At 68.2% G+C, this 17,651-nt stretch carries 17 protein-coding genes; 11 read left to right on the top strand and 6 right to left on the bottom strand.

What is annotated here, in order from left to right:
* Positions 1–45 precede the first annotated feature (45 nt).
* Positions 46–936, bottom strand: coding sequence for an aldo/keto reductase (locus QNO11_RS16100; RefSeq protein ID WP_257507261.1), 891 nt, complete (start codon positions 934–936; stop codon positions 46–48).
* Between the two features lie 686 nt (positions 937–1,622).
* On the opposite strand from QNO11_RS16100, the gene QNO11_RS16095 reads away from it, so the two are divergent.
* The 5 genes from QNO11_RS16095 (at position 1,623) to QNO11_RS16075 (ending at position 7,947) form a co-directional block, all read left to right on the top strand.
* Positions 1,623–2,822, top strand: coding sequence for an ABC transporter substrate-binding protein (locus QNO11_RS16095; protein WP_257507262.1), 1,200 nt, complete (start codon positions 1,623–1,625; stop codon positions 2,820–2,822).
* Positions 2,823–2,829: 7 nt separating this feature from the next.
* Complete coding sequence (locus tag QNO11_RS16090) at positions 2,830–3,582, top strand: ABC transporter ATP-binding protein (RefSeq protein ID WP_257507263.1); 753 nt, start codon at positions 2,830–2,832, stop codon at positions 3,580–3,582.
* Positions 3,583–3,585: 3 nt separating this feature from the next.
* Positions 3,586–6,264, top strand: a complete 2,679-nt coding sequence (locus QNO11_RS16085) for an ABC transporter permease subunit (protein ID WP_257507264.1) — start codon at positions 3,586–3,588, stop codon at positions 6,262–6,264.
* A 27-nt stretch (positions 6,265–6,291) separates the two neighbouring features.
* Positions 6,292–6,603 carry an antibiotic biosynthesis monooxygenase family protein gene (locus QNO11_RS16080; protein WP_257507265.1) on the top strand — a complete coding sequence of 104 codons (312 nt, stop codon included), beginning with the start codon at positions 6,292–6,294 and terminating at the stop codon, positions 6,601–6,603.
* Between the two features lie 393 nt (positions 6,604–6,996).
* Positions 6,997–7,947, top strand: coding sequence for a manganese catalase family protein (locus QNO11_RS16075; protein ID WP_257507266.1), 951 nt, complete (start codon positions 6,997–6,999; stop codon positions 7,945–7,947).
* Between the two features lie 57 nt (positions 7,948–8,004).
* Here QNO11_RS16075 and QNO11_RS16070 read toward each other — a convergent pair whose 3' ends face one another.
* The 3 genes from QNO11_RS16070 to QNO11_RS16060 all read right to left on the bottom strand — a co-directional run bounded on the left by QNO11_RS16070 (position 8,005) and on the right by QNO11_RS16060 (position 10,731).
* A complete protein-coding gene (locus tag QNO11_RS16070) occupies positions 8,005–8,463 on the bottom strand; it encodes an SRPBCC family protein (RefSeq protein WP_257507267.1) in 459 nt (152 codons plus the stop codon).
* Positions 8,456–8,803, bottom strand: a complete 348-nt coding sequence (locus QNO11_RS16065) for an ArsR/SmtB family transcription factor (protein WP_257507268.1) — start codon at positions 8,801–8,803, stop codon at positions 8,456–8,458. The genes QNO11_RS16070 and QNO11_RS16065 overlap by 8 nt, the downstream gene beginning before the upstream one ends.
* A gap of 218 nt (positions 8,804–9,021) precedes the next feature.
* The gene (locus QNO11_RS16060) at positions 9,022–10,731 is read right to left on the bottom strand and encodes an AMP-binding protein (protein ID WP_257507269.1); all 1,710 of its coding nucleotides are present in this window, start codon (positions 10,729–10,731) and stop codon (positions 9,022–9,024) included.
* A 136-nt stretch (positions 10,732–10,867) separates the two neighbouring features.
* On the opposite strand from QNO11_RS16060, the gene QNO11_RS16055 reads away from it, so the two are divergent.
* The 4 genes from QNO11_RS16055 to QNO11_RS16040 all read left to right on the top strand — a co-directional run bounded on the left by QNO11_RS16055 (position 10,868) and on the right by QNO11_RS16040 (position 14,932).
* The gene (locus QNO11_RS16055) at positions 10,868–11,776 is read left to right on the top strand and encodes an alpha/beta hydrolase (RefSeq protein ID WP_257507270.1); all 909 of its coding nucleotides are present in this window, start codon (positions 10,868–10,870) and stop codon (positions 11,774–11,776) included.
* Positions 11,746–12,723 (top strand): capsular polysaccharide synthesis protein, encoded by a 978-nt coding sequence (locus tag QNO11_RS16050; protein ID WP_257507271.1) that lies wholly within the window; start codon positions 11,746–11,748, stop codon positions 12,721–12,723. The genes QNO11_RS16055 and QNO11_RS16050 overlap by 31 nt, the downstream gene beginning before the upstream one ends.
* A gap of 144 nt (positions 12,724–12,867) precedes the next feature.
* Complete coding sequence (locus QNO11_RS16045) at positions 12,868–14,217, top strand: HNH endonuclease signature motif containing protein (RefSeq protein ID WP_257507272.1); 1,350 nt, start codon at positions 12,868–12,870, stop codon at positions 14,215–14,217.
* 118 nt (positions 14,218–14,335) lie between these two features.
* A complete protein-coding gene (locus QNO11_RS16040; RefSeq protein ID WP_257507273.1) occupies positions 14,336–14,932 on the top strand; it encodes an RBBP9/YdeN family alpha/beta hydrolase in 597 nt (198 codons plus the stop codon).
* An 88-nt stretch (positions 14,933–15,020) separates the two neighbouring features.
* On the opposite strand, the gene QNO11_RS16035 is transcribed toward QNO11_RS16040, so the two are convergent.
* Together QNO11_RS16035 and QNO11_RS16030 are read right to left on the bottom strand one after the other, a co-directional pair.
* Positions 15,021–15,425 (bottom strand): RidA family protein, encoded by a 405-nt coding sequence (locus QNO11_RS16035; RefSeq protein WP_257507274.1) that lies wholly within the window; start codon positions 15,423–15,425, stop codon positions 15,021–15,023.
* Positions 15,426–15,451: 26 nt separating this feature from the next.
* Positions 15,452–16,297, bottom strand: coding sequence for an SDR family NAD(P)-dependent oxidoreductase (locus QNO11_RS16030; protein WP_257507275.1), 846 nt, complete (start codon positions 16,295–16,297; stop codon positions 15,452–15,454).
* 88 nt (positions 16,298–16,385) lie between these two features.
* Here QNO11_RS16030 and QNO11_RS16025 point away from each other — a divergent pair, with 88 nt between their 5' ends.
* Both QNO11_RS16025 and QNO11_RS16020 read left to right on the top strand, forming a co-directional pair.
* Positions 16,386–17,264, top strand: coding sequence for an aldo/keto reductase (locus QNO11_RS16025; RefSeq protein WP_257507276.1), 879 nt, complete (start codon positions 16,386–16,388; stop codon positions 17,262–17,264).
* A 10-nt stretch (positions 17,265–17,274) separates the two neighbouring features.
* A complete protein-coding gene (locus QNO11_RS16020) occupies positions 17,275–17,649 on the top strand; it encodes a DUF2255 family protein (protein WP_257507277.1) in 375 nt (124 codons plus the stop codon).
* The last annotated feature ends 2 nt before the right edge of the window (positions 17,650–17,651 follow it).

Below are 17,651 nucleotides of genomic sequence, written 5' to 3'. Positions count from 1 at the left end.
TGGGAGTCAGCGTGGATCAGGTGCCGGTCGCAGCACACCGTTGCGTCAGTCGAAAATCGCCACTGATTCCGACAGCCGAGTCACTTCCTCAGAGGTGAGTTCCAGGTCGGCGGCTTTCGCGGAGTCCGTGATGGATGCCGCACGCCGCGCACCGGGGATCGGGATGACGTGCGGGTCGAGGGCGAGCTCCCACGCCAGCACGGCCTGCTGTGGGCTGACCCCGTGCGCATCGCCGACTTCGCGGAAGGCCGAGAACCGGTCGCCTACGCTGCTGGCGCCGCCGCCGGTACCGCCGAGAGGACTCCACGGCAGGAAGGTGATGTCGTGAGCGGCGCAGAAGCGCAATTCGTCGATGCTTCCCGGATGCTTCGGCGAGAACTCGTTCTGGACGCTGGCGAGGTTGCCTTCGCCGAGCACGTCGAGAGCGATCTGGATCTCTTCGACACTCGCGTTCGAGATGCCGATCGCGCGGACGAGGCCGTCGTCGTGCAACGACTTCAGTCCCGTCATGATGTCGGCGTACACACGGGTGCGGTCGGGACGGTGGTACTGGTACAGGTCGATCTGGTCGACGCCGAGGATCTCAAGTGACTTCTCCACGGCCGAGCGCAGGTAGGCCTCCGACCCGTCGCGTCCCTTGGCTCCCCCTTCCCCGAGCGTGATGCCACCCTTGGTCGCGACGAAGATGTTCGAAGAATCCCCGTCCCATGTCCGCAGCGCCTCGGCGACGATGCGCTCGTTGTGCCCCATCTCTTCGCCATCGGGGGCGTAGATGTCGGCCGTGTCGATGAGCGTCACGCCCGCGTCGAGGGCGGCGTGCACGGTTGCCACGGCATCCTCGAACGACGGGTACTGCTTGTCGTTGTTCATCGACAGCGGCATGGCGCCCAGGCCGATCGCCGAAACCTGTCGTCCTGCCAGAGTGCGCTGCTTCATTGCTTCTCCTCGTCGCGTCCTTCAAGACTGCCAGGCGCGGCCGCGCGCGTAGGGCGAACTGGACATTCTGCGGGACATTTCCAGGATGTCGCCGTGGACCGCGTGATCGTCATGGGGAGCGTATTCCTGCCGGGTTCTCATTCAGCTCGTCGAGCGCGGTGCGCCGTCCGCCGCGCCGTCGTTGAGGCTCTGGGCGATCGGAGGGACCTTGCGCTCGCCGCGCTCGTTCGACGACCTTCCAGACCAACGGAAGAATAGTTTGTACTTAATCCTTGTATTCATTAGGACGGTTATATAAGTTAACGAGCGCTGGCTTTCCAAAGGAGGAAACGTGATCGGCAATCGCCGACGTTGCGCGAACGGCCTTCGGGCGATCGTTCCCCAGCTCGTGGACGCTATCGCAGCGAAACCCCGGACTTCGGCCCCGCAGCTGCAGCGATGGATGGATCAGGACGCCGCGCAGGTCGTCGAGGCCGCGGCGAGTGCCCCGTCCGGGCGCAGCCCGATCCACGCCGCCCGACTCCCCTCGTCTGCGTTGTGGCCGCGATCGAGGCGGCCTACCGACGAGGCGGGACCACCGTGCTCCACGTCGTGGTGGACCACGACGGGTGCACCGTCACAGCGAATTACCGGTCCATGAGAAACCACCGCCCGCAGGGCGGGAATCAAACAGTCAGGAGAGTGTGATGGGGAAAAGAGCACGGAATCTCGTCGTGGGGTCGGCGCTGGCGGCGACGCTCGCTTTGACGGCGTGCGGCGGCGGGGATGCGGCCGGGGAACCGGCGGATTCGGCGGTCTCCGATGAGCCGATCAAGATCATGGTGACCGAGACGCTGTCGAGCCCGACGATGTCCTTCGCGCAGTCGGCGGCCGGTGCGCAGGCGGCCGCCGCGGAGATCAACGCCGCGGGCGGTGTCGACGGTCGCGAGATCGAGATCATCGAATGCAACGACGAGTTCAACCCGAACAAGGCCGCGGCATGTGTGCAGGCAGGAGCGGACGAGGGCGTCGTGGCCTTCGTCGGAGCCCTGAACATGTTCACGCCGCAGCTGTGGCCCGCCATCGAGGGCGCGGGGATTCCATTCCTCGCGCTGTCGGGCAACTCGCCCGATCAGACGCAGAACCCCCTGTCCTACCCGCTCACCTCGGGTCTTGCCGGACTCCATCTCGCCGCGGGCCGCATCGCCGTGGAAGAGGGCGGCGAGAGGGTCGCGATCATCAAGCCGGACAACGCCCAAGCCGATTACGTCGGCGACTTCGCCGAACGGGGGGTCGAAGCCGCAGGCGGCGAGGTCGCCGGTACGGTCCGGATCGATCTGGGCGCCCCTGACATGTCCGCAGCAGCGGCCCAGGTCGTCGCGCTCGGAGCCGATGGCGCCGTGTGTGCATGCAACCCGGGAGACGCACCGCGAATCCTCAAGAGCCTGCGCCAGCAGGGATATGAGGGCGTGTTCGCGACGTCCAACAGCAACTTCTACCCGGCGGACATCGAGGAGCTCGGTCCCCTCGCGGACAACCTGTACACCGTCGCCAACATCCGGCCGCCGAGCGATCCCGAGGCTGGGGAGTGGGTCTCGGCGCTGACTGAGCACGACCCTGAGGCCAAGCAGGATTCGGTCTCGGCGGCGACGTGGCTTGCCGTGCACATCATCGCGGACCTGGTCACGGGAATGGATTCCCCGACCGGGGCCAAGCTCATCGAGGCGCTGGACTCCGCGGAGTCCCTCGACACGCGAGGGCTCACGGGTGACACCGTCCTGACGTTCACGAAGCCGGGGCCGCTGGAGGGTGCAGAACGACTCACCGGAATGGGTGTCATGACCTTCGTGACGAAGGACGGCGTTCGCGAGGAATTCTCTGACGGATTCGTCGACGCGACAAAGTGACTCGAAGATGACGACCGCAGACAACAACGTGCTGCCGGAGGGGCTCCCCGCGCGGGAGCCCCTCCGGGCGGCGGTTCTGGAGGCGAAGAGCCTCTCAGCCGGCTACGGCGATCTGGCCGTGATGCGGGATCTGAACCTGACGATCGCTCCGGGGCAGATCGTCGCCCTGCTCGGACCCAACGGGGCAGGGAAAAGCACTCTGTTGCGCACACTGGCCGGACTGCTCAAGCCGTTGTCCGGCGAGGTGTGGTTCGACGGTCAAGTGGCCAAGGGTCCGCTGCATCGACGGGCACGGGCGGGCCTCGCCTACATCGCCGACGATCGGTCGCTGATCCCGGATCTCACCGTCCGGGACAATCTCCGCCTCGCGAAGGTCGACGTGAATGAGGTTATTGGTGAGGCGCCGGTCCTCGGCCGCCTCATCAATCGGCGTGCCGGGCTTCTCTCAGGCGGCGAGCAGCAGTTGCTCAGCGTCGTCCGAGCGCTCAGTCGCAAGCCCAAGATCCTGCTGGTGGACGAGCTCTCGCAAGGACTGTCACCGCTTGCGGTCGAGGAGGTCTGGGCGCTTCTGCGCACCACGGCGATGCGGGGTACGGCCGTCTTGGCCGTCGAACAAGTCATCGGGCGCGCCCTCGACCTGTCTCACAGATTCGTCGTACTCCGTCAGGGGACGCTCGCCCTGGAAGGCGACTCCCTCGACTACCGAGACAAGCTCGCCGAGATCGAACGTCTGCACGTCGTCGCGGCGAGCGGAAGGTAACCCATGGACTTCTTGATCTACGCCGTCCTCGGGCTGGGGAGTGGGGCGATCTACGGCCTTCTGGCCCAGGGCATCGTCGCCATCTATCGAAGCTCCGGCGTGCTGAACCTGGCCCACGGCGCCATCGCAATGGCCAGCGCGTACCTCTTCGTCGACCTGCATGTGGACCGCGGGATCCCCGCACCGCTGGCGATCACCATCGTGGTGGTGGTGGCGGCGCTCTTCGGGGTGCTCGTGCAAGGTGCGGTCATGAGTCCGATGCGGACCGGGTCGACCATGACGCGCGTCTGCGCGACGCTCGGCCTCCTCATCACCCTGCAGGCCGCAGTCTCCCTGGTCTACGGGTCGGACGACCGTCTGGTCTCGAGCTATCTCCCGGCTGATTCGATTCAGCTGTGGGACGGGGCGGCAATCGGTGCCGACCGCCTGATCGTGCTGGGCATCGGCGTGGTGGTCACGGTGTCGCTGTGGTGCGTCTACAAGTTCACCCAGTTCGGTCGGCTGACCACCGGGGTCTGGCAGAACGCCGACGCCGTGGCGGCCCTGGGCGGTTCGCCGCGTCTCGTCGCCACCGGCAACTGGGCACTGGGTGCCGGGCTCGCGGGCCTGTGCGGCTGCCTCATCGTCCCGATCTCCGGACTCCAGATCGGCAACCTCTCGATGCTGATCGTTCCCGCGCTGGCAGCCTCGATTGCCGGACGGTTCTCCTCCTTTCCGAGCGCATTCATCGCCGGGTTGATCCTCGGATCGCTGTCCTCCGTCGTCAGCAGTTACACGTCCATCCCCGGACTCGCCAACGCGGTTCCGTTCGTCGCGATCATCGTGCTTCTGGTCGTGCGGGGCAGGAGCCTCCCGGTCCGGGGTGATCTGAACGAACGGCTGCCGTCGGTAGGGAACGCCCGGTTCGGACGCACCGGCATCACCATGGTCGCCGTTGTCCTCCTGGGTGCAGCAATGCTGGGACCGACGGCGTGGGTGGGACCGATCACCACGACGTCTCTCGTGATCCTGATCGCGATGTCGATCATCGTCATCACGGGGTACACCGGTCAGTTCAACCTCGCGCCGTACGCGTTCGCAGGCGTATCGGCCCTTCTGGGCGCGTACATCGCCAACTCGTGGGGTTGGTCGCTGATCCCCTCGATGCTCGCGGGGGCTGCACTGGCGGTGCCGGTCGGTCTCCTCGTCGCCATTCCGGCGATCCGTGCGCGCGGGGCAAATCTCGCTGTCATCACCCTGGCATTGGGGGCCGTCGCCGAGTCTCTGATCTTCAACAACAACAACCTCAACGGGGGCATCGCCGGCATCTCCACGGGCGAACCGTCCATCTTCGGTTGGCCTATCTCCACCGTCATCGATCCCACGCGCTACGCAACCGTGGTGCTGGTAGTCGTCGTGCTCGTCGGGTTCCTGTTGGTGCACATCCGGCGCGGACCGTCGGGGAGGCGTCTTCTCGCCGTGCGCGACAATGAACGCGCCGCGGCTTCCGTCGGCATCGGCGTCTCGGCGACGAAGATCTTCGCCTTCTCGCTGGCGGCATTCATCGCTGGCCTCTACGGGGTGCTTGCGACGCAACGCACGGGAATCGCCACTTTCGGTGAGTTCAGCGCCTTCGGGTCGTTGGTGCTGGTCGGAACGGTAATCCTCGCCGGCGTCGGCTCGATCGGCGGCGCCGCGATGGCGGGCATCATCGCCAGTGGCGGCATCATCTACACGTGGGCCGGGTTCCTCGGCATCGACGAGGTCCTTCCCCTGATCAGCGGACTGATGCTGACTCTGACGCTCGTGCTGCAGCCCAGCGGCATCATTCCGAGCATCACCGAATCGGTGGGTGCACTCGGGCGCCGGCTGCGCCCCCGACAGCGTCAACCGGCGGCCCTGCCGCCCGCGGACACGACGGCGCCGGTGCGCGTCAGCCCTCGGACCCTTCGCGTCGAGGGGCTCTGCGTCGAGTTCGGGACGGTCAAAGCAGTCAACGAGCTCTCCCTGACCGTCGAGCCCGGTGAGATCCTCGGTCTCATCGGCCCCAACGGCGCCGGGAAGACCGCCGCACTGGACGCCGTGACCGGTTTCATCCCCAGCAGGGGAACGGTGTCCCTCGGGGGTGTGGACCTGTCGAAACAGCCTCCGCACCGACGCGCGATCGCGGGCGTGGGGCGGTCCTTCCAGGGGATCGAACTGTTCGACGACCTCACGATTGGCGAGAACGTCATCGTTGGGAACGAGAGCGGCGGGATCGGTGCCCACCTGCGCGATCTGGTCACTCCCGCGCACAGTCGGATGTCTCCGTCCGCGCGGGCAGCGATCGAGCTGTTCAAACTCGAGCCCTACCTGGACGACAAGCCCAGCGAAGTGCCGTTCAGCATCCGCCGTCTGGCCGGAATCGCTCGAGCGGTGGCAAGCTCACCGTCGGTGGTACTGCTGGACGAGCCGGCTGCCGGCTTGGATGCCAATGAGGTGAGCGAACTCACGAGCCTGCTGCGGCTGCTCGCCGAACAGTGGGGCATGGCCATCATCCTCGTGGAGCATCACATCGACATGGTCGTGGCCGCCTGCGATCGGGTGCAGGTGATGGTGCTCGGGCGCACGCTGGTGACGGGCACGGGGCAGGAGATTGAGAACGACGAACGGGTGAAGGCGGCCTACTTGGGTGGCCAGCCCGTGATGGAGGACGGCGCGTGACTCGCGCCCGAAATGAATGGAGACGCCATGGCTCTGGCCGCACTTGTCACGATGACACCTCAGCCCGGACGCCGCGCTGAACTCGAAGCGAAGCTCGGGGAGGTGCTGAACGAGGTCCGGAAGGAGCCCGGTAACCTCCTGGCTCTGGTGCTCCGGGACCCGAAGAACCCCGACAAGGTCTACGAGTTCGCGGTGTTTCAGGATGAGGCGGCGATCGAGGCGCATCAGCGGGCCGAGCACGCGGTGCAGTCCACTCCGATCATGAAAGCACTCCAGCAGTGGCCGTACGCGGTGCAGAGGTTCGAAACCGTCGATTGGATCGACGAGGTCGACCGGTGATCGCCCGGCCCGGGCGTCTGCGGTGACGGGGGCGCCGGCCGTCTTCTGATCGATGGGACGCGAACCCGGTGCCCGGTCTCGGCGAGCCGGGACGCGACGGCCGACCCGACGGGCCCGGCACGTGCGCTCGCCGACGCGCACGCACTCGTCCTGGGTGCCGACGGCGACAGCATCCGCATGGCGCACCCGTTCACGGCCACACACCGCGACCAGAATCAGTAGTTGCTCGACAGTGTGGGACTGACCGGGCCGTTCTGGCGGCTCCCCGGCGGCTGAGAAAGCCCCGGTCGGTGGGGGGCAGCAGGATACTAGACCTGCCGCCGGAGCGCGAGAGGGATCCGCCCGGAGGCCCAGAAGCGCAGGCTGAAGGTACGAATCCACTTTGGAGGCACTATGTACTTTCACGTTCAGCAATTGATCAACGAGATCGAGCAGGACGAGCCGGATCCCGCCGCCGCGAACGCTCTGCAGGAGGGCCTGGGTGGGCAGTTCGGCGAGATGCGCACGATGATGCAGTACCTCTTCCAGAGCATCAACTTCCGCGGCCCGTCGGCGAAGCCGTACAAGGACCTCATCCAGGGCATCGGCACCGAGGAGATCAGCCACGTCGAGCTGATCGGCACGACCATCTCCCGTCTGCTGGATGGCTCGCCGCGCTACAAGGGCAAGCCCACCGATCCCGTCGACGCACCCGGTGCGGGCGGAGCGACGCCTCTGCAGATCGCCACGCACGAGAGCAACATCCACCACTACCTCGTCGGCGCGCAGGGCGCGCAGCCGGTGGATGCCGCAGGCAACCCGTGGCTGGGCAGTTACGTCTACAACTCGGGCAACCTCGTGCTCGACCTGCTCTACAACCTCATGCTCGAGTCGACCGGTCGCCTGCAGAAGTGCCGCCTGTACGAGATGACCTCCAACAAGACGGCCCGCAGCACGATCTCCTACCTGATCGTCCGCGACCAGGCGCACGAGAACGCGTTCGCCCGGGCGTTGGAGACCCTCGGCGTCAACTGGCGCACCGCCTTGCCCATCCCCAAGACCAACGCGGAGAAGTTCCCCGAGGTCGCGCGGCTGCTCGACATGGGCCTGCAGAGCAAGCAGTACTCCTTCGACCTCACCAACCTGTCCGAGGCGGGGAAGATCTTCCAGGGGCTGTCGCCCTCCAAGGACGGCACCCAGCTCGATGCCAGCGAGCAGGCGCCGGCCGGCGTGCCGATGACGATCGCCCCCGAACGCCCCGAAGAATTCTCGCCTGGCGCCGACGCCGACCTGCGGGAGCTCATCGAGGCGACCGCCGCGATGGAGATGAAGGACATCGATCGCACGTTCGGTGAGATGAAGTAACCAGCCGTTGATTCGGCGGGGCCGCGAGGAGTCCTCTCCCCGCGGCCCCGTCTTGGTTCAGCCGACCGTCGACCGCCGGGCCGAGAGAACCGTATCCAGCGAGTCGAAGGCGCGCTGCCAGCCGACCGTCGTGCCCTCGTATTGCTCGGGCGAGAGGTGACCGCCGGTCTGGCTGAACGTCATCTCGGTGCCGCCGTCGACGGCGGTGAGGGTCACGGTGAGAAGCTCCCGCGCATCGCCAGGTTCGTCGGTCATGGTCATCACGAGCTTGTTCGGTCGGTCGACCTCGAGGTACTCGCCACGCCAGTGGAAGTCGGGCATGCCGTGGCCGAGGATCATGGTGGCCTTCCAGGTACCGCCCGGACGCACATCCAGCGACACGGAGTCGAGGGGGACTTCGATGTCACTGCCGCCCCACCAGACGACGAACGATGCCGGGGTCACCCACGCATCGAAGACGGCCTCGGGTGGTGCTGCGAACGTACGCGTGACTGTGGAGCCGGTTGGGTCAGTCATCGGTCGTGCCCTTCTGTTGTTCCTGTTCCTGTGTGAGGTGCTGATCCAGAGCATCGAAACTGCGATCCCAGAACCGGCGGTAGCCGTCGATCCACTCGGCGGCGGGGGCGAGGGTGGCGGCGTTCAATCGCGCCGGGCGCCACCGAGCCTCGCGTCCGCGAGAGATCAATCCGGCTTTTTCGAGCACCTGAAGGTGCTTTGAGACGGCCGGCAGGCTCATTGCGAACGGTGCCGCAATGTCGTTGACCGTCGCTTCGCCACGTGAGAGCTTCGCGAGGATCGCGCGCCTGGTCGGATCGGCCAGTGCCGAGAAGGTCCTACTGAGTTCGTCGACCGCCATAGCGGCGAGATTAAACCAAAAGGTTAAGCGTGGATAGGGGTTCTGTGGTCGAATGCCGGCACCGGCGGTTGCCGAGCTGCGGGGATCTGCCGACGTGCGGACGGTTCGCGCCCACGCATCCGCATTCCGGCAGATCTCCGCATTCGGGCGGCGGGTGCCGCGCGGGCTCGGGGGCCGGAGATCTCGGGCGGTGGATGCCGCGACGCCGCGGGAGTCCGTCAGTCCTCGTCGATCGCGCGCACGGCGTGACGGTCGGCGATGAGCGTGTCGCGTACCCGGCGGCGCAGCACCTTGCCGATGAGTGAGGTCGGCAGCTCTTCCCACACCCGGTAGGCGCTGGGTCGCTTGAATTCGGCGAGATGGTCGCGGACGGTGGCGCGTGCGGCATCCTCGTCGAACGTCGCGCCCGGTTCGAGCACGACGACCGCAGTCACCACTTCAGCGCCGCCGCCGCGCGGGATGCCCACGACGGCCGACGCGGCGACGCCCGGCACGCTGTTGACGACCTTCTCCACCTCGCTCGGCGAGACGTTGAAGCCGCCGGTGATGATGATCTCCTTCTTGCGGTCGACCACCGTGACGAAGCCGTCCTCGTCCTGAGTGACGAGGTCCCCGGTGCGCAGCCACCCGCCCTCGAGCAGCGCCTGCGCGGTGTCCTCGGGACGGTTCCAGTAGCCCTGGAACACCTGCGGTCCCTTGATCAGCAGTTCGCCGGTCTCACCCTGCGCCACCTCGCGCGTCGGCTCGTTCTGATCGACCACGCGGATGTCCGTCGACGGGAAGGGGATGCCGATCGTGCCGATCTTGCGCGACTCGGTGAACGGGTTCGCAAGCGCGACGGGGCTGGTCTCGGTGAGGCCGTAGCCCTCGTTGAGCATGCTGCCGGCAAGCTCCTCCCACCGACTGACGATGGCAGGCGTCAGCGTCATGGCGCCGGAGATCGCGTACACGACGCCCGACAGGTCGAGCTTTCCATCGCGGGCGACCCGCGTGAGCCGGTCGAACATGGGCGGCACCGCCGGAATGAACGTCGGCGGGAACTTCTCGGCGGCTGTGGCGACCAGTTCGGGGTCGAACGTCGGGAACAGCACCGCGTTGGACCCGGTCTCCACGGCGTAGATCACCGAGAGCAGTACCCCGAACGAGTGGAACATCGGCAGCAGCCCGTAGATGCGGCCGTCACCGTGGCTGAAGAGTGGCATCCACGCCGCGCCCTGACGCGCGTTGGCCCACAGATTGCCGTGGCTGATGATGGCGCCCTTGGGGGTGCCGGTGGTGCCGGAGGTGTACTGCAGGCACGCGATGTCGGTGACCGACGGACGGGGAACGGATGCCGGCAGCGGCGCGGAGCCCTCCAGCCGAGTGAAGGGAATGGTCCCGGGGGCGGGTGCGGTGAGCTTCGCGCGCGAGGTCCGAGCTTTCTCGATCGGCAGACGCAGCGCCAGGCGCGTCTTCCACGGCATCGCGCGGGTGATGTCGACCGAGATGATGGTGCGGATGCCGAGATCGGCCGGCAGGGACTGGATGACCGGTGCCATCTTGTCCCACGTGATCACATGCGTGGCGCCGTGGTCGCGGAACTGCACCTCCAGCTCATCCCGGGTGTAGAGCGGGTTGTGCTCCACCACGATCGCCCCGAGCCGCAGCACGGCGTAGAACGCCTCAAGATGCTGGGGGGCGTTGGGCAGCACCAGGGCGACACGGTCGCCGGCGCCCACGCCCAGTTCGGCCAAGCCGTTGGCCACACGGGAGACCCGGTCGGCGAGTTCGCGGTACGTCAGCGAGGCGCCGAAGAAGGTGACCGCGGGGCGGTCGGCGTACTGGGCGGCCCGTTCGTCCAGCAGGTCGACGAGGGAGCCCGCCGGCGGCTCGATGTCGACGGGAGTCCCCTCGGCATAGAAGCGGTTCCAGGCCCGAGAGTCGTTCATCAGCACCTGTCCAGAGTACGGCGCTGCACGCGCGGTGGTCGGTCTGTCGCCGACCACCCCCGAACGCAGCCGAATCAGGGTTGGATGGTCGCAGACGCGACGGGCTTGCCGTGCGACGACGCGAGAGGACGACGCCGTGGATCTTGAGCGGGTGTTGCCGGAACTGCGCAGGCCCATGAAGCTGGCGCAGCTGTCCGCGCCACGTTGGCTCACCCGCACCACCACGAGGATGATGCCGGTGCCGCGGTCGCCGGCGGTGCGGGTCCGATCGGTGCGGGCGGGGTCCGTGCGACTCCGGGTGTATGCGCCGGCGGCGGGCCGCAGCGGGGCGGCCCTGCTGTGGATGCACGGCGGCGGGATGCAGTTCGGCGACGCGAGACAGGACGAGTCGCTGTGCTTGTCGACCGCGTCACGGCTGGGAGTGGTCATCGTCTCGGCGAACTACCGCTTCGCCCCCGAACACCCATTCCCCGCAGCACATGACGACGTGCGCACCGGGTGGCTGTGGCTGCTGGATCACACCGCGCAGCTCGGCGTCGACCCCGACCGGATCGTCATCGGTGGCGAGAGCGCCGGGGGAGGGCTCGCTGCCGGTCTGGTGCAGCGCCTTCACGACGACGGCGGCACCCAGCCCTGCGGGCAATGGCTGTTCGCCCCCATGCTCGACGATCGACCGGCGGCGCGGCACGATCTGGATGCCGCGAACCACTTCGTCTGGAACAACAGGCAGAACAGGGAGGCGTGGACGGCTTACCTCGGTGCGCCTCCCGGCGGCGCCGGCGTCTCGTCGTACGCGGCTCCCGCCCGCCGAGTGGACTTCACCGGGCTGCCGCCGGCCTACATCGCCTGGGGCGACATCGAGCTGTTCGCCGCCGAGGACCGCGCCTACGCCGAGGCGCTGGAAGCGGCCGGGGTGCCGGTGACCACCGATGTCGTCGCGGGCGCCCCGCACGGCTTGGAGAACTGGGGCAAGAACACCGAACCCGCGAAACGCCTCATCGAGAGAGCGCAGGCATGGTTGCAGCACACGACCGCGGCGGCGTGACGCACCCGCGCGCCGATCGCGCGGGCGGCTTGTCCGCGTTCACCGCCGGCCTGGACGCGCAGTTCTCGCGGGTGGATCAGTTCATGGACACTGCCGACCCTGCCGCCGCGCGGCGCGGCGCCCGCATCGTCACGGAATTCCTGCGCCCGCGCGTCCCGCAGTTGCGGGAGCAAGCCGGCCTGCCCGCCGGTCGGGGAACCGCGGCTCGGGGGAGGGGTCTCGCCGCCGCCGACCACGCGCTTGCCGCCGACGTCGACCTGCCGGTCTATTGCTATTGGAACTCCGGGATGGCTGCCGCCCCCGAGCTCGTGCGCGCCTGCATGCTCCAGCTGCGCGAGCATCACCCCGCAGCGCAGTTCCTCGATGCGGCATCCGTGCGCGATCTCATCGACATCCCCGACCGGATCGCGGCGGTCCTCGAGACGGATCGCCCCGCACACTTCGCCGACTTCGTGCGGGTTGCTCTGCTGGAGCGGTACGGCGGGATCTGGGTGGATGCCACGTGCTGGGTGCCGCACCGGCTGGAGCGCGTCATCCTCCCGTTTTTGGATGCCGGCGTCGTCTACCCGCGCTGGACGACAGGGCAGATCGGCAACTGGTTCATCGCCGCCGTTCCCGGATCGCTCGTCATCACGTTGCAGCGCATCGCGCTGGAGATGTGGTGGACCGAGCGATCCGACCTCCCGGACTACTTCCTCTATCACCGCATCTTCGAGGCCCTGCACTCGCTGGTCCCGGAGTTCCGCGGGGAGTGGTCGGAGGCGTCGTTCCTCTCCAGTGCGGCGAGCCATCTGCTGCAGTTGAGCATGATGCAGCCGTGGTTCCCCGCGCTGGGCGACCTGATCGACGGGCTGTCGATCGTGCAGAAGCTCAGCTACAAGTACGACCCGGCAAGCGTGCCGGAGGGGTCAGTGCTCACTCACCTGCTGCAGACGCACTCGCTGTAGCGGGTCGGGTGCGCGGGGTCGGGTGGGTGGATGCCGCCGCCGTCCTTCCTCCCCAGTCGGGATCTCGGCGAGTTGTCCACAACCCCTGGTCAGAGGTTGTTTCGCGGCCCGCCGAGGTCGGAGGGGGTCGGCAGAATTGACGACATGACCACCTCCCCGGCCTTCACCCGGATCGATACCCGATCCCGGAGTTCGGTGATGGCCGATGCGGAGAAGGCCCGCCGGAAGGCGGGTGCGGCTGCCGCTGATGAGCTGCAGTTGATGGCGCGGGCGGAGGTGATCGCGGCGGAGCAGACCGCCCGGATCCCGTCCAGTGCCGGCCGGGAGCGGGAGATGCCGCGGCGGGAGATCGCGACGGAGCTCGCGGCGACGCTACACGTGTCGGAGCGGGGCATGGTCGACCGGATGCATGATGCCTGGGTGCTGGTGGAGCAGTTCCCGTCGACGGTGGCGGCCCTGCGGGCGGGGCGGGTCGGTCGGGGGCATGTGCGGCTGATCTTGGAGGCTGGGGTGCGGATCACGGACCTGGAGGTGCGGGCCCGGTTCGAACAGGCCGCGCTGGCGGTGTGTGAGATCGAGACGCCGGGGCGGGCCAAGCCGAGCATCGAGGTGATCGCGCAGAAGCTGCACCCCATCCCGCTGGACGAGCGGCACGCGGAGGCCGCCGCGGGACGGCGGGTGTGGGTGCGCGACCTGGATGACGGGATGGCGGAGATCACCGCCGCGCTGCCGGCACCGCTGGTCTACGCAATCCAGGACCGGCTGTCGCAGTACGCCTGCGAGATCACCGCCGCCCACCGCGAAGCCGCCAAGACCGCTGAGGCCGCCGACGGCACCGAGATCAATACCGCCGCGGAGATCGTGGCGACCGACACCCGCACGATGGATCAGATCCGGGCGGACGTGTTCGCCGATCTGCTGCTGACCGGACACGCGACGGCGCCGATCTCGAACGGGAGCATCCCGGAGACGGCGGCGATCGTCGCGCAGGTGCAGATCATCGTCCCCGCCGACACGCTCACCGGCCGAGGCACCGACCCGGCGGAGCTGGTCGGGTACGGGCCGATCGATCCGGAGACCGCCCGACGCCTCGCGGCGACGGCGGAGGTGTGGGAGCGGGTGTTCACCTGCCCGGTCACCGGGGCGGTGGAAGAGGTCGACACGTATCGACCCTCGCGGGCGCAGCGAAGACACCTGGATGCGAGGGATGAGCACTGCCGGTTCCCGGGGTGCCGCCGACCCGCACGCCGCTGCGACCACGACCACACGATCGACGCCGCCCGCGGCGGGCCGACCGCGCTGTGCAACCTGGCGAACCTGTGCACGAGGCATCATTCGATGAAGCACGCCACCGCGTGGACGGTCGTCCAGAAGGCGCACGGCATTCTGGAGTGGACCAGCCCCACCGGCCGGGTGTTCCCTGACATTCCCCGCCGGGTCCTGGAATTCACCGCGCTCGCCGCCGCCGCGGCTGCCGAACCGGCACCGTTCTAGCGCCGCCCGCCCCTGCCGCAACCCGGCGTCGCCGACTCGGCGCTGGTGCTCGGCCCGGGCGCTGGTGCACGATGTCGTCACGCGATGACCCGAGCGGACCTGCCGGAAGGAGCATTCCATGACGTCGTACGTGATCGTCCCGGGGATCGGCGGGTCCGACGCCGAGCACTGGCAGAGTCGATGGGAAGCGCAGTGGGCGGGTCATGGGGTGCGGATCCGGCCGTCGTCGTGGGACCTTCCCGACCTCGCCGACTGGCTCGCCGCGCTGAACGCGGCACATCGCGAGGCATCCGCCCGCGATCCGCGGGTCGTGATCGTGGCGCACAGTCTCGGGTGCTGGGCGGCGGCAGCGTGGGCCGCGACGCAGCCGGGTGCGGCGGCGGCGATGCTGCTCGTGGCACCCCCCGATCCCAGCGCCTCACGCTTCCCGCGCGAGGCCGCACCGTCGTTCAGCGGGGTGCAGCCGAAGCCGCTCGGCGGACCCGTGATCGTCGTGGCGAGCTCGAACGACCCGTACGGTTCGCTGGACGCCGTCGCCCAGTTCGCCTCCGCATGGCACGCGTCGCTGCGCGAGGTCGGCGCGTGCGGACACCTCAACAGCGCCAGCCGGTTGGGGGACTGGCCGCAGGGGCGGGAGCTGCTGGTGGAGTTGGAGCACCTGCGTGCTGCAGCCTCACGCGAAATTTCCCTGCTCCCGGAGCCGCCGCTTCAGTAACCTGACCGTGGCGGAGAGGCGCGGCCGCTGAAGAGTGGCACTACGCGTTCACCAACACGCTCAGCCGCTGACGGCATGAGCCAGCCGCTCAGTCGCGCACCGCGGCGATCGCCTCGATCTCGACGAGCTGATCGTCGTAGCCGAGAACCGTGACTCCCATCAGCGTGCTGGGTACGTCGTGGTCGCCGAACGCATCGCGCACGACGGACCACGCGGTCACGAGGTCGGCCTGCACGGTCGACGCGACGAGCACGCGGGTGCTGATGACGTCCGAGATGCTCGCGCCGGCGTCGGCCAGCGCGGTACGCAGGTTCACGATGCACTGCGCGGCCTGCGCGGCGTAGTCGCCGATGCCGATCGTCGCCCCTTCCGCGTCGAGCGGGCAGGAGCCGGCGAGGAAGATGAGCCGGGCATCGGCGGGAGCGGTCGCCGCGTACGCGTACTCGGCCTGCGCGAGCGAGCTGGAGCGGATGAGGGTGACGGCCTGGGGCATGGAGATCATTCTCCTCGCCGCGGCCGCTACGACCGCCCGGTGAAGTGGTCCATCGACGAGTACACCTGGAACACCCGCGCCGCCAGCACATCCCACACCCGGGTGGGCAGAACCCCGCGCGCCGCCATCGCGAGCTTCACCGTCCACGGGCGCAGCACCATCGGCGTGCCCCGCACCATGCCCTGCCACGCCGCGTGGGTCGCCTGACGGGGAGTCATGATCGGCGTCAGCAGCGGGCCGCGGGCGCCCGCGAACATGCCGGTTGAGACGTAGCTGGGGCAGAACGTCGTGATCGCGACATGGCCGTGCCCGCTCTTGACGAGCTCGAGCCGCACCGACTCGCTCCAGCCGATCATCGCCCACTTGGATGCCGCGTAGACGCTCATGTTCGGATTGGCCAGCGTCCCGGCCGCCGACGCGACGTTGAGGATGCGCTTGGGCCTGCTCGTGTCGGCGATCATCGCCGGCAGCACCTCGCGCGTCAGCCACATCGCGGCGAGGGTGTTCACGCGCATCGTCGCCTCGATGTCGCGCTGCGGATCGTTCTCCCAGAACACCCCGGCACGCACGATGCCGGCATTGTTCACCAGGATGTCCGGGACGCCGATCTCATCCCGCATCCGTGCCAAGGCCTCGACGATCTCCTCCTGCCGGGAGATATCCACCCGGTACGCCCGCACATCCACTCCGGAGCCGCGGAGGTCGGACGCCAGCGCGCTCGCCGCATCCTCGTCGACATCCCACAGCGCGATCGCGCGGGCGCCGCCGGCGATCGCGCGGCGTGCGAACAGCTCACCCATCCCTCGGGCGCCCCCGGTGATCAGCACCGTCGCGCCTGCGACCGGGTTCATTCCACTCAGCTTCGTACCCATGGTTCGGTTCTCCTCACGCCTCCCGCCACAGTAATCGCGGCGAGCGCAACCCCTGGCCTGTCTCCCGGCACGGTGTTTGCATCGAGGGATGACGACACACCTCACTCTGAACAACGGCATCGCCATGCCCTCCCTCGGGTTCGGCGTCTTCCAAACCCCGCCGGAGGAGACGGTCGACGCGGTGACCACGGCACTGGAGACCGGTTACCGCCACATCGACACCGCGGCCGCCTACGGCAACGAGCGGGAGGTGGGGGAAGGCATCCGTCGTTCGGGGCTGAAACGCGACGACGTCTTCATCGAGACCAAGGTGTGGATCAGCGACTACGGCTACGACCAGACCCTGCACGCGTTCGACAAGAGCGTGGGAAAGCTCGGCGTCGACACGATCGACCTGTTCATCCTGCATCAGGCCCTGCCCTCACGCTTCGACCTGACCGTCGGTGCGTATCGGGCGCTCGAGCAGCTGCTGTCCGATGGTCGGGTGCGGGCCATCGGCGTGAGCAACTTCATGCTCGACCACCTCGCCCGCCTGGCGACCGAGACTTCGGTGGTGCCGGCGGTCAACCAGATCGAGGTCCATCCGTACTTCCAGCAGCGCGCCGTGCAGGAGGCGGATGCCGAGGCCGCCATCCTCACGCAGGCCTGGTCGCCCATCGGCGGCATCACGGCGTACCGGCAGAGCGGGCCGAGCGTCTTCGACGACCCCACGATCGCCGACATCGCCGCCGCGCACGGCAAGACGCCCGCCCAGGTGATGCTGCGCTGGCACGTGCAGGAGGGGCGTTCGGCGATTCCCAAGTCGGTACGCCCCGAGCGCATCCGGGAGAACTTCGATGTGTTCGACTTCGAACTGGGCGCCGAAGACCTCGCCGCCATCGATGGGCTGGACACCGGGGTGCGCCGCGGACCCGATCCGGCCGACATCACGCTCGAGACCTTCGGGCGCGACATTCCGGAAGCGTGAGGACACAGCGATGACTGCATGGGACCCCGACGAACTGCGTAAGGTCGGCGAAGCCACCGAACTGCGGGTGACGTTCGAGCGCGAGGACGGAACCCTGCGCCCCTATGTGACCATCTGGAACGGCGTGGTCGGTGACGCGGTGTACATCCGCTCCGCAGCCGGGCCGAACAATGGCTGGTTCCGGCGGGCGGTGCGGTCCGGACGAGGCCGGATCAGTGCCGGCGGCGTGGAGAAGGATGTCACCTTCGAGCGGGCCGACCCCGAGGTGCGAGAAGCGCTCGACGCGGTGCTGCACGCGAAGTACGACCGTTACGGTCCCGGGCCCGTCGGCGCCATCACTGGCGCCGACGTGCTCGAGACCACGCTTCGGGTCATGCCGCGCTGACG

Source organism: Microbacterium sp. zg-B96, from assembly GCF_030246865.1.
Lineage (GTDB): Bacteria > Actinomycetota > Actinomycetes > Actinomycetales > Microbacteriaceae > Microbacterium.
This window is presented reverse-complemented; position numbering and strand designations above follow the sequence as displayed.